At 50.0% G+C, this 14,335-nt stretch carries 15 protein-coding genes; 14 read left to right on the top strand and 1 reads right to left on the bottom strand.

The genetic code is table 11. The features are described from left to right. Positions 1-53 precede the first annotated feature (53 nt). The 12 genes from eutM to mdh all read left to right on the top strand — a co-directional run bounded on the left by eutM (position 54) and on the right by mdh (position 10,038). Positions 54-341, top strand: coding sequence for an ethanolamine utilization microcompartment protein EutM (gene eutM / locus ACIFQN_RS06040; RefSeq protein ID WP_005827515.1), 288 nt, complete (start codon positions 54-56; stop codon positions 339-341). Positions 342-347: 6 nt separating this feature from the next. Then, positions 348-1,124, top strand: coding sequence for a phosphate propanoyltransferase (gene pduL / locus ACIFQN_RS06035; RefSeq protein ID WP_429832141.1), 777 nt, complete (start codon positions 348-350; stop codon positions 1,122-1,124). 15 nt (positions 1,125-1,139) lie between these two features. Continuing rightward, positions 1,140-1,958: a hypothetical protein gene (locus ACIFQN_RS06030; RefSeq protein WP_429832140.1), complete on the top strand. Its 819-nt coding sequence runs from the start codon at positions 1,140-1,142 to the stop codon at positions 1,956-1,958. A gap of 4 nt (positions 1,959-1,962) precedes the next feature. Then, positions 1,963-2,250: a EutN/CcmL family microcompartment protein gene (locus ACIFQN_RS06025; protein WP_049740731.1), complete on the top strand. Its 288-nt coding sequence runs from the start codon at positions 1,963-1,965 to the stop codon at positions 2,248-2,250. A 2-nt stretch (positions 2,251-2,252) separates the two neighbouring features. Further along, positions 2,253-2,594: an ethanolamine utilization microcompartment protein EutS gene (gene eutS / locus ACIFQN_RS06020; RefSeq protein WP_049740732.1), complete on the top strand. Its 342-nt coding sequence runs from the start codon at positions 2,253-2,255 to the stop codon at positions 2,592-2,594. Beyond that, complete coding sequence (locus ACIFQN_RS06015; RefSeq protein ID WP_429832139.1) at positions 2,591-3,034, top strand: EutP/PduV family microcompartment system protein; 444 nt, start codon at positions 2,591-2,593, stop codon at positions 3,032-3,034. Before eutS ends, ACIFQN_RS06015 begins: the two co-directional genes overlap by 4 nt. Positions 3,035-3,111: 77 nt before the next feature. Further along, the gene (locus ACIFQN_RS06010) at positions 3,112-4,572 is read left to right on the top strand and encodes a sensor histidine kinase (protein ID WP_429832138.1); all 1,461 of its coding nucleotides are present in this window, start codon (positions 3,112-3,114) and stop codon (positions 4,570-4,572) included. Then, positions 4,538-5,128 carry an ANTAR domain-containing response regulator gene (locus tag ACIFQN_RS06005; protein WP_429832137.1) on the top strand — a complete coding sequence of 197 codons (591 nt, stop codon included), beginning with the start codon at positions 4,538-4,540 and terminating at the stop codon, positions 5,126-5,128. Before ACIFQN_RS06010 ends, ACIFQN_RS06005 begins: the two co-directional genes overlap by 35 nt. 151 nt (positions 5,129-5,279) lie before the next feature. Continuing rightward, the gene (locus ACIFQN_RS06000; RefSeq protein ID WP_429832136.1) at positions 5,280-6,740 is read left to right on the top strand and encodes an ethanolamine ammonia-lyase reactivating factor EutA; all 1,461 of its coding nucleotides are present in this window, start codon (positions 5,280-5,282) and stop codon (positions 6,738-6,740) included. Positions 6,741-6,760: 20 nt separating this feature from the next. Further along, on the top strand, positions 6,761-8,122 hold the full coding sequence (locus tag ACIFQN_RS05995) for an ethanolamine ammonia-lyase subunit EutB (RefSeq protein WP_429832135.1): 1,362 nt from the start codon (positions 6,761-6,763) through the stop codon (positions 8,120-8,122). Between the two features lie 20 nt (positions 8,123-8,142). Continuing rightward, entirely contained in the window at positions 8,143-9,069 is a 927-nt protein-coding gene (gene eutC, locus ACIFQN_RS05990) for an ethanolamine ammonia-lyase subunit EutC (RefSeq protein WP_429832134.1), read from the top strand. Positions 9,070-9,096: 27 nt separating this feature from the next. Beyond that, the gene (gene mdh, locus ACIFQN_RS05985) at positions 9,097-10,038 is read left to right on the top strand and encodes a malate dehydrogenase (protein ID WP_429832133.1); all 942 of its coding nucleotides are present in this window, start codon (positions 9,097-9,099) and stop codon (positions 10,036-10,038) included. A 116-nt stretch (positions 10,039-10,154) separates the two neighbouring features. Here the strand turns inward: mdh and ACIFQN_RS05980 are convergent, their stop codons facing one another. Beyond that, the gene (locus tag ACIFQN_RS05980; protein ID WP_429832132.1) at positions 10,155-11,444 is read right to left on the bottom strand and encodes a haloacid dehalogenase-like hydrolase; all 1,290 of its coding nucleotides are present in this window, start codon (positions 11,442-11,444) and stop codon (positions 10,155-10,157) included. A 321-nt stretch (positions 11,445-11,765) separates the two neighbouring features. Between ACIFQN_RS05980 and ACIFQN_RS05975 the strand changes: the two genes are divergently transcribed. After that, positions 11,766-12,710 (top strand): aminopeptidase, encoded by a 945-nt coding sequence (locus ACIFQN_RS05975; protein WP_429832131.1) that lies wholly within the window; start codon positions 11,766-11,768, stop codon positions 12,708-12,710. Between the two features lie 82 nt (positions 12,711-12,792). After that, complete coding sequence (gene cls / locus ACIFQN_RS05970) at positions 12,793-14,241, top strand: cardiolipin synthase (protein WP_429832130.1); 1,449 nt, start codon at positions 12,793-12,795, stop codon at positions 14,239-14,241. Positions 14,242-14,335 lie beyond the last annotated feature (94 nt).

The raw sequence follows: 14,335 nt of genomic DNA, 5'->3' as shown, positions 1-14,335 counted from the left end.
AAGTAGCTTTAAACCACTAAAAAATTGTCGATACAATTAAGGAGGAAATGAAAATGGCTGGAGAAATGTCCGCATTGGGAATGGTAGAAACAAAAGGTTTGGTAGGAGCAGTAGAAGCTGCTGACGCAATGGTAAAAGCAGCGAATGTAAAACTGATTGGCAAAGTACACGTAGGTGGCGGTCTCGTCACAGTAATGGTTCGCGGTGATGTAGGTGCAGTAAAAGCTTCCACGGACGCAGGTGCCGCTGCTGCCGAAAAAGTGGGCGAGCTCGTATCTGTACACGTCATCCCACGCCCTCATGGCGACATTGAACTGATCCTGCCTAAGCTCGAAGGGTAATCCCTTATGGCAGTCATTACAGAAGCATCCCTAAGAGCCATGCATAAAGCAGGCATACCCAACCCCTTTCTCCTAGAGAAAGGGGATAAAATAACACCAGCAGCGGCAGATTTCTTGAAAGGAAGAGGGATTGAAGTGAAATCGTTTGAAGAACATCAGCAGCCTTCCACCAATCAAGCTGCCGAGGCAGTACGTGAAATTCCCCTGGGCGTATCCAATCGTCACGTCCATTTGTCTCCGGAAGATGTGGAAAAACTCTTTGGAGCAGGACATGAGTTGACGCCGATGCGCGACTTGTCCCAGCCAGGCCAGTTTGCTTGCCAGGAAACCGTCACGATCGTGGGGCCAAAAGGCAGCATTCATGGAGTTCGAATCCTGGGACCTGCACGCGGCGCGACACAGGTGGAGATCTCCCGAACAGACGGCTTCGCACTGGGTGTACACGCACCTGTACGGATGTCTGGAGATATCGAAGGTACACCGGGTCTGGTACTCGTCACGGCAAAAGGAACAGTCATGCTGGAAAAAGGCGTGATTGTAGCCAAGCGGCACGTTCATATGTCGCCTGATGAAGCAGAAAGCTATCAGGTAAAGGATGGCGATACGCTGATCCTTGCGACACAGAGTGACCGCCCTATTATCTATCCCGATGTGGTTGTTCGCGTTCATCCGCGATTTGCGCTTGATTTCCATGTCGATTTGGATGAAGGGAATGCCGCTAATTTGAAAACGGGCGACCGGGTAAAAGTGATCGGCAAAAACGGCCAGTTTTACTCCGGCTAACGGAGGTAGAGCTTGATGGATATCAGAGAAATGGTGGCATCGATTACAAAAGAAATTCTGCAATCGATGAATGCAGAAAAGAAAAAAGAAGCGCCTCGAGTTCTGTATGTGTTTTGCGACAGCCAGGCACATGAGGCGTATACAGATCATTTTATCCAGTTGAAAAACCATGGGATCTGCCACGATATCCTCTTTTTGGATGGAGAAACTTCTTCCTGGCTGGGGATGCACAAGATCGAGTGTGGAGGAGCGGGCAAAATCATTACTGCGGATGAGTACGCTCCCGCCCCGTTGGAAGTGCCGAAAGATTATGTCGGTATCGTGATTCCGGAGATTGATTTGGATAATGCAGGTCGTATCGCTGCTGGATTGAAAGGAACAATCAAGGCGGAGATTGTCTTTTCTGCACTCGTGACAGGTAAATTCGTCATCGCAGGCTCCGATGTTCCGGGAATCAAGCGCGCTGATCGACGTACACTGCAAACACTGACGTTGACGCCAGCTTATGAGAAGCTGTTCCAACGTCACGTTGAGGCAATGAAAGAGCTGGGCGTGGAATTTGCAGAGCAGAGACGTCTCGCAGATCGCGTCGTTTCCAAGCTGAAAGCGCAATTGCAAAAGGACGAAGCGAATCCCGAGGGGCCGGCTCTGACAGCACTGGATGAGGCAGAAGCGGTTTTTTCCGGCAAGTTGCTTACGGCTGATTGGATTAGATCCCAGCCAGAGCTTCGCAATACCATTCTGCACGTAAAAAAAGGAGCGATCGTCTCTCCGCTTGCCTTTGACAGCATGAGAGAACGCGGCATTACCGTCAGCTATTTGGGAAAAGGGTGATCGCATGTTTTTGGGAAAAGTGATCGGCAGCGTGTGGGCTACACAAAAGGAAACAGGTATGGAAAATCTGAAATTGATGGTTGTCCAGCCGATTGACTGGCGTGGTGAGGAAGGCGGACAAACTGTTATCGCAGCAGACCGGATTGGAGCAGGAATTGGCGAGCAGGTTATCGTCTCCCGAGGAACACCTGCCCGGATCCTTTTCACCGGTAACAGCGTGCCAATTGATGCGATCATTGTAGGTATTGTCGATTCGTTTGAGGTGCCGGGAGCTGCAGGAGGAGAGGGATAGATATGGAACAGGAACGCTCACGAGTCATACAGGAATTTGTGCCGGGCAAGCAAGTAACACTGGCTCATGTGATTGCCAATCCTGACCAGATGCTCTACACAAAGCTCGGGATCAAGGAAGCCGGGGCCATCGGGATTTTGACCCTGACACCTACCGAGACGGCGATTATCGCTGCAGATATAGCGACCAAAGCTGCGGGTGTGGAGCTCGGCTTTCTCGACCGGTTTACGGGATCTCTGATTGTCGTGGGAGATGTGTCGGCGGTAGAAATGGCTGTCGAGGCAGTGAACACGGTCTTAAGTGAAAAATTGCGATTTACACCGGCATTGGTGACGAAATCATGACCGGACGTGTAATGATTATCGGAGCCATCGAAGCAGGCAAGTCTTCTCTGGTCAAAGCGTTGGTGGGCGATGAGCAACCGGCCAGAAAGACACAGGCGCTGGAATATCGAGATTGGGTGATTGATACACCGGGAGAGTACAGTGAAAACCCGATGTTTTACCGTACGCTGATGGCGACCTCTCTGGAGGCTGGTCTGGTCGTGATGGTGCAGGATGCCACTCGCGATCGGAATTACTTTCCTCCAGGATTTGCACAAGGGTTTCCGCAATTGTGCGTGGGGGTTATCACCAAGATGGATCATCCTGATGCCGATCTGGAGCGGGCCGAAAGTTACTTGCGCCAATCACTGGGCGACGGAAAAATCTTTCGGACATCTTCTTACACCAATGAAGGCGTTCCGGAATTACGTGCTTATTTACAAGAAATTGTTAATCAATAAACCTCTATCCGCCATAGCTAGTCTGTGAGAAAATGAGGTTAGTATCCATTCAAGCAGGTGAAAAGAGGTTCACATGCATGCAATCTATACGGGAACTGTGTATTGCTGCCACAACTTTGAGTGAGGACGACATTCGGATCATAGAGGATTTGGCTGCCAAACTGCAGATATTTGCGGATCTGTCGCAAGCAGACATGTTTATCGATTGCCCGACGATAGACCGCAGCTCAGCACTGGTAATCGCACAGGCATCACCTTCCACAGCTCGGTCCATGTATAGTGGATCGGTCGTGGGGCAACTGGCGACAGCGGTCAATGAACCTGCCGTCATGTATTGCCTGACCACGGGAAAGCCGGTTATCGGTTCACGCGGCGTATCGCAGGAACAAGTGGTGATGCGACAAAGTGTGGTTCCCATCACGAATGCTGCGGGTGAAACAATTGGTACATTGATTACAGAGCAGGATATCTCCAAGCAGGTGGAGCAGGAAAAAAACGTGGAGATGCTCAAAGAAACGACGGAGCATCTAAGCGAGACACTGATCCAGTTTGCAGTGCCTGACATGCCGATCTCTTCCCTTTTGCATGAAGGCATGATTTTGTTTGATCAGAATGGAAAAATCACATTCGCCAATGGGCGTGCCCACAAGCTTTTGTCACTCATCGGTTTTGAACTTCCTGAAAAGGGAGAGAGCATTGAACGTATTTTTTCCTGGCGTGTTTCCCCAGAGAACTTTGTCAGACATGGGGGCTACATTCAGGATGAGCTTTCACGAGGAAAGCATTTTATCATGATGAAAGCGGTTTCGTCTGCGCGCAAGCCAGACATCATCGGGGGAATTATTATCCTCCGGGATATATCTGATATCCGTGAAAAGGAAAAGCAGCTGATGATCAAATCGGCTGTAATCAAGGAAATTCATCATCGCGTAAAGAACAATTTACAAACAATCTCAAGCTTGCTGCGACTGCAAATGAGGCGCTCGCAATCGACGGAGATTGAAATGGTATACCGGGAAAGCATCAATCGAATAAACAGCATCGCCATCATTCATGAGTATTTGGCACAAGATGGCCTGGAGCAGGTTGATTTTAAAGAGATTTTAACCAAGATATCGAAAATTATCGTCTCTTCGATGAGACGTTCTGAGCAAGCTATAAAGGTTGTGGTGGCAGGAGAATCCGTTTATCTCCCGTCAAACAAGGCAACATCGTTTGCCTTGATCGTTACAGAATTGATTCAAAACTGTATGATCCACGGATTTCACAATCTGCACGAAGGCACCATCTCCATCGCACTCGTCTCCAAAGAAGACTTCGTCAGCCTTTCCGTTACGGATGATGGCGTTGGTATCGAGGACTTGGAACAAATCATGAAAAAGGGCCATCTGGGATTGAAAATCGTGGATACGCTGGTCAAGGAAGACCTGGAGGGCACGATGCATTTCCGCAACACAGGCAACGGAACGGAAGTTACCATTCTCTATCCGATCCAAAAGGAGGATGAAGATGACACAGCCGAAGATTATGGTCGTTGACGATGAACCGATCATCCGCATGGATTTGCGGGAGATGCTCGAAAACGAGGGATACCTGGTGATTGCTGAAGCGAAGAATGGGGAAGAGGCAGTTTCTCTGGCCCATCGCCACAAGCCGGATCTCATTATCATGGATGTGAAAATGCCTGTCTTGAACGGCATCAAGGCAAGCAGCATCATTCGTTCCTTTTCTGACAGTTCGATTCTGCTTTTGACCGCATACAGTCAGAAGGAGCTGGTGCAGGATGCCAGAAAGGCCGGAGTGACCGCCTACCTGGTAAAGCCGGTGTCGGAGGATGATCTGATTCCAACGGTTGAAATTGCACTGAGTCAAAAGGAAAAAGTGGTCTCGCTCAAGAAAGATATCAGTGATTTGAAGCAAAAGATTGAGGATCGTAAATCCGTGGAAAAGGCAAAAGGAAAGTTGATGAGCACCCTCTCCCTGGAAGAGGATGCCGCTTATAAATGGATGCAGCAAGTAAGCATGCAACGGCGCATGCCACTTGTAAAGCTAGCGGAGGAAATCCTCTCTGGCGAACAGGAGATTCTGCCTTAGGTTGCGCAGGTAAGCATTTCGCTTGTAAGGGAAAAGTAGATAGCAGGAAAAAGCAAAGGCGCTTGAGTCAGACCGGAAGCGAGGATCCGGCTGTTCAAGCGTTTTTTCTCGTAATGCCCGTCAGGCACGCCAATGGTTCGAGGAGGTTCATATGGATGAACAATGGATCCAAAGTGTCGGTATTGATGTCGGAACCAGCACTACCAAAATGATTGTGAGTCGTCTGCGGTTAGGGCGCATGTCCAGCACCTTTTCGCTACCCCGTTATCAGATCGTGGAGCGTCAGTTGTTATACGCAAGTGCTGTTCATTCCACGCCGCTTATTGGATTTGATGAGATTGATGCAGATGGGATTGGTGACATTCTGCGGCAAGAGTATGAAAAGGCACAGATCAGCCTTTCTTCTATCAAGTCTGGCGCGGTTATTATCACAGGGGAAACGGCCAGCAAAAAGAATGCCCAGCATATTGTTCATTTGCTGGCGGAGCGATCCGGGGATTTCGTTGTTGCGACGGCAGGTGCGGATTTGGAAGGCGTGCTGGCGGGTAAGGGAGCAGGTGCAGAAAAGCGTTCGCAAGCCATTCAGGGAACAATCGTCAATGTCGATATCGGGGGCGGGACGGCAAACGCCGCTTACTTTTCTCGGGGACGAGCGATTGCGACTGTCACGTTTCATGTGGGAGGTCGACTGATTCGGCTCGATCCACAGGGAGTTGTCCAATACGTTTCACCGAATATTTCGCAGTGGCTGTCTGCAAAGGGTCTGCGGATCCAAAGCGGGCAAGCCATTGGCTTTGAACAGCTGGGAGAAATTGCTGAACAGATGGCGAGAAGCATGATGGACTATTTGACAGGTAGGGAGCGGCAAGTGTCGGGTCTATTGGTAGTGGGTCCGCATTTGCGCGATGCCTATCCTGTCGAGGAACTGACTGTTTCTGGAGGTGTCGGACAGTTGATGATGGGCCCTCCCGTGAACAGTATGGCGGATACAAGCAGGTATGGCGATTTTGGTCCTCTCCTGGGGTACGTACTCCAACAGGAACGGGAAAAGGGAGCCTATCCGGTTCGGTGGAACGACCCGGAGCAAACAGTGCGTGCAACTGTGATCGGTGCGGGGATGCAAAGCACAGAGATTAGTGGATCTACGGTCCATATCAAGCCGGAGTTATTGCCGATCAAAAACATTCCGATTCTCAAGCTGGAGCTGACGCCGGAACAATTAACCGATCCAGTGCGATTGCGTCAGGAAGTAGCATCCATTTATGGCATGGGCGAGCGCCTGTTTGAAAAGACGGCAGGGATTCCTTTTGCCCTGGCCATTTCAGGGATCGGCTATTGCTCCTACGCTTTGCTTCAGACGATTGCGCAGGAGCTGGCGGAGCAGTACCGGCAGACTTTTGCTGAGAGCCAGATCATGGTTGTCATCTGCGAAACGGATATGGCAAAAGCTCTGGGTCAGGCCTTGGCGCTCAGATGCAAAGGGGCACCGGAGATCATTTGCATTGATCAGGTGCGTGTAGAATATGGCGATTACATCGACCTCGGAGAACCCATTTCGGGAACGATTATTCCGGTCGTTGTAAAGACGCTCGCTTTCGATGAAAGGCCGTAACGTAAGAAGGGGTGGATGTGATGAACACGAAAACGACTGTGCTTGGGACTACCTATCAATTCCGCGATTTGAAGGAAATCTTTGCGAAAGCGAATGAAGACAAGTCGGGGGACCAGTTGGCAGGCATTGCTGCTGCTGATTCGAGAGAACGTGTAGCTGCCAAGCAGGTTTTGGCTGATCTCACACTTGCAGACATACGAAATAACCCGTTGCTTCCTGCAGAGGAAGACGAGGTATCCCGTGTGATTGAAGCGGGAATCAACGAAAAAATATACAACGAAATCAAAAACTGGAGCGTTGCCGAGCTGCGCGAATACATTTTGAGCCACCGGGCAGGCGACAATGAAATCAAGCGGATCAGCAGAGGCTTGTCCAGCGAAATGATCGCTGCTACAGCAAAGCTGATGAGCAACCTTGACCTGATCACGGCAGCGGCCAAGATTCGTAACGTTACACACTGCAATACCGCTATCGGTCAGCAAGGTGTACTCGCAGCACGCGTGCAGCCTAATCATCCATCAGACAACGTTCAGGGCATCAAGGCAGCCTTGTATGAGGGACTCAGCTACGGGATTGGCGATGCCGTTATCGGAATCAATCCAGTTATTGATACGGCGGACAGCGTCAAGGACATTCTGATGATGACCAAAGACGTGATGAACAAGTGGGAGATTCCTACGCAAAACTGCGTACTGGCTCACGTAACGACGCAGATGCGGGCAATTCGTCAAGGGGCGCCAGCCGACTTGATTTTCCAAAGCCTGGCGGGCAGCGAAAAGGGAAACAATGCGTTCGGACTTGACGTCGCGCTGTTGGATGAGGCGGACGATCTAATGCGCAAGGAAGGAACCTCGTACGGACCAAACTTCTGGTATTTTGAGACTGGCCAAGGATCAGAGCTTTCCTCCGAAGCGCATTTTGGCATTGACCAGTTGACGATGGAGGCGCGTTGCTACGGGCTAGCTCGCAAGTATCAGCCGTTTATCGTCAATACGGTTGTTGGATTTATCGGCCCTGAGTATTTGTACGACAGCAGACAGGTGATTCGCGCAGGACTGGAAGACCACTATATGGGCAAGCTGCACGGACTGCCGATGGGCTGTGACGTCTGCTACACGAATCATATGAAGGTCGATCAGAACGATATGGACAATCTCGGCATTCTGCTTTCAGCGGCTGGCGTAAACTTTGTCATCGGCGTAGCCATGGCAGACGACGTGATGCTGAACTATCAATCGACCAGCTTCCATGATATTGCGGCTTTCCGTGAAGTGCTTGGCCTGCGTCCCGCACCTGCTTTTGAAAAATGGCTGGAGAAAATGGGAATCATGGAAAACGGCAAACTGACTTCAATCGCGGGTGATCCGACAATCTTCATGTAAGAAGAGGAGGTGAAATACGGATGGAACAACAATTAGATTTTCTGGTAGACAAGGTAGTAGCTGAGCTGCAAAAAAAGCTAAGTGAGATGGGACAGAGCGCACCTGGACAAACGCAAATGGCAGAGACACCTGCTGAACCAAAAAGCTCTTCTCAGGCTGAACCGGTGCAAAGCGCCTCTGTTGATCGGAGAGAACCATTGGCCCTTCCCGTAGAACCGGAAAGAACGTCACAAGTGCCAAATCCGAAATGGCAGGAAGGATTAAACGAGCTTTTGGAAAGCACCCCTGCGCGAATCGGCGTATGGCGAACGGGTGTAAGACCGCTGACCAAGACGATGCTGCAGCTGCGTCGTGACCATGCGGCTGCTGTCGATGCCGTTTATGGGGAGGTAAGTCAGGCATTGCTTGACGAATTTTCCTTGTTTACTGTCGAGACACAGTACGACAATACCGAAAATTATTTGAAGCGCCCGGACATGGGACGCATCTTAAACGATGAAGGCGTGCGGCTGCTTAAAGAGCGCTGCCAAAAGAAGCCGCAGGTACAGATCGTTATCTCTGACGGACTCAGTGCCAGCGCAGTGGACGCTAACCTGCGCGACGTACTTCCATCCCTGACTGACTCTCTCAAAAGCTACGGATTGACCTGCGGAACACCGTTTTTCGTCAAAGGCGGGCGCGTAGCGAGTATGGATCATATCGGGGAGCTGTTGCAGCCTGAGGTGCTGGTGCTGCTGATTGGGGAGAGACCGGGATTGGTGACGGCCCATTCCATGAGCGCGTATATGTGCTATCGTCCGCGTAAAGGGATGGTGGAGTCAGAGCGTACCGTTATTTCCAACATTCACCGTCAAGGTACGTCTCCAATTGAGGCTGGAGCGCATATCGGCACGATCCTCTCCAAAATGCTGGAGCAAAAAGCAAGCGGTGTGAAACTAGTCCTGTAAGATAGGAAAACACGAGGAGGATTCGTCATGACCTTTCGCAGAAAAAAAGTAGCAGTGATCGGTAGTGGCTTTACAGGAGCAACAACAGCGTTCATCCTGGCTCAAAAAGAACTGGCTGACATTGTACTCGTGGATATCCCGCAGCTCGAGAACCCAACCAAAGGGAAAGCACTTGACATGATGGAATCTGCGCCAGTATTAGGCTTTGATTCCACTATCGTAGGAACTTCAGATTACAAAGATATCGAAGGCGCTGATATCGTCATTATCACTGCTGGTATCGCACGCAAGCCTGGCATGTCCCGTGATGATCTCGTAGCGACTAATGCTTCTATCATGCGTTCGGTAGCCGAGCAAGTGAAAACATATGCACCACAGTCAATAGTGCTGATCCTCTCCAACCCTGTAGATGCGATGACGTACACCTTCTACAAAACATCCGGCTTCCCGAAAAACCGCGTAATCGGTCAATCTGGCGTGCTTGATACAGCTCGATTCCGCACGTTCGTGGCGATGGAGCTGAACGTTTCGGTCGAGGATGTAACCGGCTTTGTGCTGGGCGGACACGGCGACGATATGGTGCCGCTTTTGCGCTACTCCTATGCAGGCGGGATCCCTCTGGATAAATTGATTCCACAAGACCGACTGGACGCAATCGTTGAGAGAACACGCAAGGGCGGCGGAGAAATCGTCAGCCTTTTGGGCAACGGTTCTGCGTATTACGCTCCAGCGGCTTCCCTGGTGCAAATGACAGAAGCAGTTTTGAAAGACAAAAAGCGCATTCTGCCGTCCATCGCTTATCTGGAAGGGGAATACGGCTATCACGATCTCTACCTGGGCGTACCGACACTGCTCGGAGCGGGTGGAATCGAGAAAGTAATCGAGCTGGACCTGACAGCAGCCGAAAAAACGGCTCTGGACAAATCGGCTGATTCCGTACGTGCTGTCATGAAAGTGGCTGTTCAATAAATCATAGAAACGATCAAAACCTCGCTGGCGTATGTGGCCACCCCTCGTAATGCAAGAAAACGAAAAACCGCCCAAATGCATGCCGGGCGGTTTTTTGCTTATAGAGCGGATGAATGTTACTTCGCTACCAACTGCGGCTCTGTTTTGCCAAGCTTGATCGTAGCTTCATTCGGAATCCACATGCCAGTGTTTTCATCGCGACCTTGCAGGACAACGGATGGATTGGCTTTGCCCAGCTGCTCGGCGCCTTTAGCCGCCTGCTGACCGATTTTCCCACCTTTGACACGGTTGACAACCAATACGAGCTTTACGCTGCCCAGCTCGGTCATCATTTCAAAGTCGCCGTTGCTGTCGCCAGCGATGAGAATGGGGCCGTGTCCGTATTTTTTCTCCAGTATGGACTGGATGACTTCTGTTTTGCCGTGACCTACCGTTATCGGGTAGTTGGGCAGGTACTTGTTTGTGATTACGCCATTTTGCGTCTCAAGGCGCATGCCAATAACATTTTCTGATGGCAGATTGTAGCCGTATTTAGGCAAAGTAGCAAAGACACGCACGACGTCCTCCAGGGATGCGGATACGACGTATACATCAATGCCATTTGCACGCAGCGTGTTCATCAGATTGGCGACCTCTGAGGTCAGGCGCAGTCCTGTTGTATGGGAAGCGGTTATCACGCCAGCTTTGCCGGCTAGTGCTTTCGGGCTTGTCCAGGTAACCTTTTGAATGGCCATGCCCAGACTAGCGTCATTGGAGAGTTCCGCGAGCTTGTGCACCTCGTCAATTGTCATGTTGGTGAAAAGGTAGAGTACCCATGGATAGCCAATCGTGTTGCTGTGTGTTTCGTTAATAGCCTCATAGAGGAAGTACAGCTTTGCGCGGAAGTCCGCAAACTGCTCCGTTGCAGTCACTTCTTCTAGCGATTTGGTTCCTTTTAGGCCCTTGTAGTTTTGGTACAGGTAAGTGTAATCCGATACGAGGTCGGAGGCGACGGCGTCTAATGTTACGGGTTTGCCGTCTGCATTTTGATAGCTATCAGCAAAAGGACCCTCCGGCACATTCGTGCGGATCACTTTGCCGAATTCCTCAGGTGTAAGCTTGTAAGCGAGATGATGAATTTGATAGACAAAGAGAGCTTCCTCGGTGTCATGCATAATGCTCGTATTGTCCCAGTCAAAAACGGCATACGGCTTTTTGGAAGCATGGTAAGAAGGACTGTTTATCCCGTTTTTTTCAATTAATTCTTGTACAGCCTGGTAAGTGGCAGGTGCCCATTTCCCCTTGTCGAGCACCTGTGTGGTGGTGGTTGCAGTCTTGGCCGCTGCAGGTGTCAAAGCTGTGAATAGGGCTACGACGAGCAGCAGACTTAGCCACCAAAAGCGTCGATTTGCGTGAGCGTGTAACATGTTTGTCATCCCCTTGTCTCTATGTATCTGTTGGCAAGCTCTGTTTTGAAAACGCTCTCATTTCATTCGGAAATCCGGCCCACATAAAAAGGGGCCTTCTCCACGCAATCACCCCTGCGCAAAAAAAAGACCCCATTGTCTTCTTCATATGTATTTGGTAATTCTATCATACCCGTTTTGGGTAAAAAATCAAGAAAATTTCGTTAAATGCCAGTGGAGCAGGAGCTGCCTCGTAAAATAACGAAAGAAGAAATGGGTGCAGGAAAAGGTGGAAATAATCAAGGATAGGCAGTTGTGCGTAAATAGAAGGGATGATGAGTCGTGAAATTGATAGAGACGAGCAAAGGTATATTGACAAGTTGTATGGCGCTGAAAGCAGGAGAGTCGTTTTTGGTCGTAGCTGACGAACCGAAACGAGAACTCGGAGAAGCGCTATGGGAGGCCGGTAAGCAGCTGGGCGCAGAAGCGGTGCTGGTGGTCATGAAAGAACGAGAAAAGTCTGGTCAGGAGCCTCCTGTAGCCGTTGCAGAGGCGATGAAGCAATCCGATGTAGTCGTTTGTGTAACAGAGCATTCCTTGACACATACAAAAGCGCGAAAAGAAGCCGCAGCAAACGGGACAAGACTCGCTACCATGCCGGGAATTACCGCAGACATGTTCCTTCAGGGGGCGATTTCGGCAGATTATGCGCAAGTCAAAATCTTGACCGAGCAAGTAACAGAGCTGCTGACGCAGGCGAGCACCGTGCGAATTGAAAAAGCAGGGAAATCGCTTAGCTTTTCCATCGCAGGTAGGAATGGGGTACCTAGCACAGGCATGTATGTAAACCCGGGTGAATCGGGCAACCTGCCATCAGGGGAAGCCTATATTGCACCACTGGAGGGTACTGCTGAAGGGCAAATTCTCGTGGACGGTTCTATCTCTGGCATTGGCAAAATCGATACGCCGCTCTTGTTGACGCTCCAAAACGGACGGATTACAGACGCAGAGGGAACGTCGGCTGAGCGCCTCCTGCAAATTCTCGGGGAGCAGGATGGCCGCATGCTGGCTGAATTCGGAATCGGTACCAACGACAAAGCGCGTATCACAGGAGTCGTCCTCGAAGACGAGAAGGTGTACGGAACCATTCACGTAGCTTTTGGAAGCAACAATACGTTTGGCGGAACGATTGTCGCTGGGGTCCATATTGACCTGGTAGTCAAAGAACCAGATGTTTACCTGGATGATCAGTTAATCATGAAAAGCGGGCAGCTCTTGGGCAAGTAAATCACTTTCGTTGACACCCAAGGATGAATCCCGGAAGAAGATGGTGTAAAATGGGAGATATCCTAAGGGCGGAAGTGGTGTAATGTTGTTGCTGGAGCAAATTGTTGTGGTCATTACAATAGGCAATCTGATCTTGGCCGCAGTCCTCATTTTTATGGAGAGGCGCAACATTGCGGCAACCTGGGCATGGCTGATGGTGCTACTGTTTTTGCCGGGGGTTGGATTTATCCTTTACCTTGTTTTCGGTCAAAAATTAAGCAAAAAAAAGCTGTATCGGCTGAAAGAGGGGGAGTTCTCCCATTTCCGAGCGGCTGTCGATAAACAAAAGCAAGCACTCGAAAAAGGCGATTTTTATGTGAATGACCCGGCTATGGAGAGACACCGCGACATGATTTACATGAATGTCGTGAGTGACGGGGCTTATTATACACAGGATAATTCGGTCCAGATGTTTTTTGAGGGGGACAGTTTATTTGATGCCATGTTCAAGCAAATTGAAGGGGCTCGTGAGCACGTCCATCTGCTGTACTACATTATGAGAAATGACGAGCTGGGCAAGAAGCTGATCGACTTGTTGGTTAAAAAGGCGCAGCAAGGTGTGGAAGTCAGGCTGCTGTACGATGCAGTGGGCTCAACAGGCATTCCTTCCCGGCTTTTCCGACCTTTAATTGCTGCGGGGGGCCAAGTCGTCTCCTTTTTCCCTTCTTCTATTCCTTTTCTTAACTTCCGGGTCAACTTTCGTAATCATCGGAAGCTGACTATTGTTGATGGAAAGGTAGGATTCATCGGTGGCTTTAACATTGGTGATGAATACTTGGGCAAGGACCAGAAGCTCGGATATTGGAGAGACACCCATCTGCAGATTGAAGGGAAAGCGGTTTACATGCTACAGGCACGCTTTTTCTTGGACTGGAACCTTTCTGCGCCGAAAAGAATGCAAGAATCGTTCGTCTATTTCCCGGAAATGTATGAGGCGCCAGGTGATGTTGGCGTCCAGATTGTATCGAGCGGCCCCAACTCAGAAAAGCAGCAAATTAAGCACGCCTTTTTGAAGATGATTTATAAGGCTAGAAAGAAGATATACTTGCAAACTCCTTATTTCATCCCGGATGACAGTATGCTGACCGCGCTAAAAATGGCAGCGATGTCTGGCGTAGATGTACGCGTGATGGTTCCCGGACGTCCCGATCATTTGATGGTGTTCTGGGCTACGCATTCCTACCTGGGGGAGCTATTGAAGAGCGGGGTACGCTGCTTTCTCTACGAAAAGGGCTTCATGCACGCCAAAACCATGGTAGTGGACACGCAATTGTCTTCTGTGGGTACCGCAAACGTTGATATTCGCAGCTTCAAGCTCAATTTTGAGACCAATGCGTTTCTCTACGATACGCAAATGGCTCAGCAGCTAGAGGATTTGTTCATGACGGATTTGGAGGATTGCCGGGAAATAACGATCGAAGAGTACCTGAACAGACCGCTGCGTTCGCGTATACAGGAATCATTGACGCGGCTCTTATCCCCGATTTTATAGCTGGACAATTAGAAAACCTGGCTACGCCATGCCTTTTGGCGGAGCCGCGGTTGCACTTATACTGGATAGGCATTTTATAAATTCCTAACTGTAC

The sequence above is a fragment of the Brevibacillus sp. NRS-1366 genome (assembly GCF_050467985.1).
Note: the sequence above shows the minus strand (reverse complement) of the source record. Positions and strands in the feature narration are given on the sequence as shown.

What these genes read in the sequence shown, in the direction of transcription:
- cls (WP_429832130.1), top strand. Translation starts at nt 12,793, where the DNA reads ATGTTGTTGCTGGAGCAAATTGTTGTGGTCATTACAATAGGCAATCTG.
- ACIFQN_RS06010 (WP_429832138.1), top strand. Translation starts at nt 3,112, where the DNA reads ATGCAATCTATACGGGAACTGTGTATTGCTGCCACAACTTTGAGTGAG.
- ACIFQN_RS06025 (WP_049740731.1), top strand. Translation starts at nt 1,963, where the DNA reads ATGTTTTTGGGAAAAGTGATCGGCAGCGTGTGGGCTACACAAAAGGAA.
- eutS (WP_049740732.1), top strand. Translation starts at nt 2,253, where the DNA reads ATGGAACAGGAACGCTCACGAGTCATACAGGAATTTGTGCCGGGCAAG.
- eutM (WP_005827515.1), top strand. Translation starts at nt 54, where the DNA reads ATGGCTGGAGAAATGTCCGCATTGGGAATGGTAGAAACAAAAGGTTTG.
- mdh (WP_429832133.1), top strand. Translation starts at nt 9,097, where the DNA reads ATGACCTTTCGCAGAAAAAAAGTAGCAGTGATCGGTAGTGGCTTTACA.
- ACIFQN_RS06005 (WP_429832137.1), top strand. Translation starts at nt 4,538, where the DNA reads ATGAAGATGACACAGCCGAAGATTATGGTCGTTGACGATGAACCGATC.
- ACIFQN_RS05980 (WP_429832132.1), bottom strand. Translation starts at nt 11,444, where the DNA reads ATGTTACACGCTCACGCAAATCGACGCTTTTGGTGGCTAAGTCTGCTG.
- ACIFQN_RS05995 (WP_429832135.1), top strand. Translation starts at nt 6,761, where the DNA reads ATGAACACGAAAACGACTGTGCTTGGGACTACCTATCAATTCCGCGAT.
- pduL (WP_429832141.1), top strand. Translation starts at nt 348, where the DNA reads ATGGCAGTCATTACAGAAGCATCCCTAAGAGCCATGCATAAAGCAGGC.
- ACIFQN_RS06015 (WP_429832139.1), top strand. Translation starts at nt 2,591, where the DNA reads ATGACCGGACGTGTAATGATTATCGGAGCCATCGAAGCAGGCAAGTCT.
- eutC (WP_429832134.1), top strand. Translation starts at nt 8,143, where the DNA reads ATGGAACAACAATTAGATTTTCTGGTAGACAAGGTAGTAGCTGAGCTG.
- ACIFQN_RS06000 (WP_429832136.1), top strand. Translation starts at nt 5,280, where the DNA reads ATGGATGAACAATGGATCCAAAGTGTCGGTATTGATGTCGGAACCAGC.
- ACIFQN_RS06030 (WP_429832140.1), top strand. Translation starts at nt 1,140, where the DNA reads ATGGATATCAGAGAAATGGTGGCATCGATTACAAAAGAAATTCTGCAA.